1 pseudogene is annotated in these 289 nt (G+C 49.1%); it reads right to left on the reverse strand.

Annotated elements, in window-relative coordinates:
- Nucleotides 1-151: 151 nt before the first annotated feature.
- Nucleotides 152-289: pseudogene (locus tag ALO43_RS32280) on the reverse strand (ice nucleation protein); the annotation flags it as partial.

Below are 289 nucleotides of genomic sequence, written 5' to 3' on the forward strand. Positions count from 1 at the left end.
TTACACATAAAAAACAACGCAGGTTTTATCGGTTTTACCCCTGGCACCTTTGTGCCGTACACCGTTGATTCGTTTATAAAGGGACATCATGTCCCGAACCGCATCGACGTACCCTGTCGATGATTCAGTACGAATAACCCGGTTACGTGACTCAGGTATCGTCCTCGTCGGTTTTATTGACGATATCGTCATCGTCGTTCACGTAATACGGAATGTCGGCTTCGACACCGTTCTCTCCCGTCCTGGCCACCAATTGTCTGTACCGCTTACCGTCCCAGAGCCTGAAAAC

The sequence above is a fragment of the Pseudomonas tremae genome (genome assembly GCF_001401155.1).
GTDB classification, from domain to species: domain Bacteria; phylum Pseudomonadota; class Gammaproteobacteria; order Pseudomonadales; family Pseudomonadaceae; genus Aquipseudomonas; species Aquipseudomonas tremae.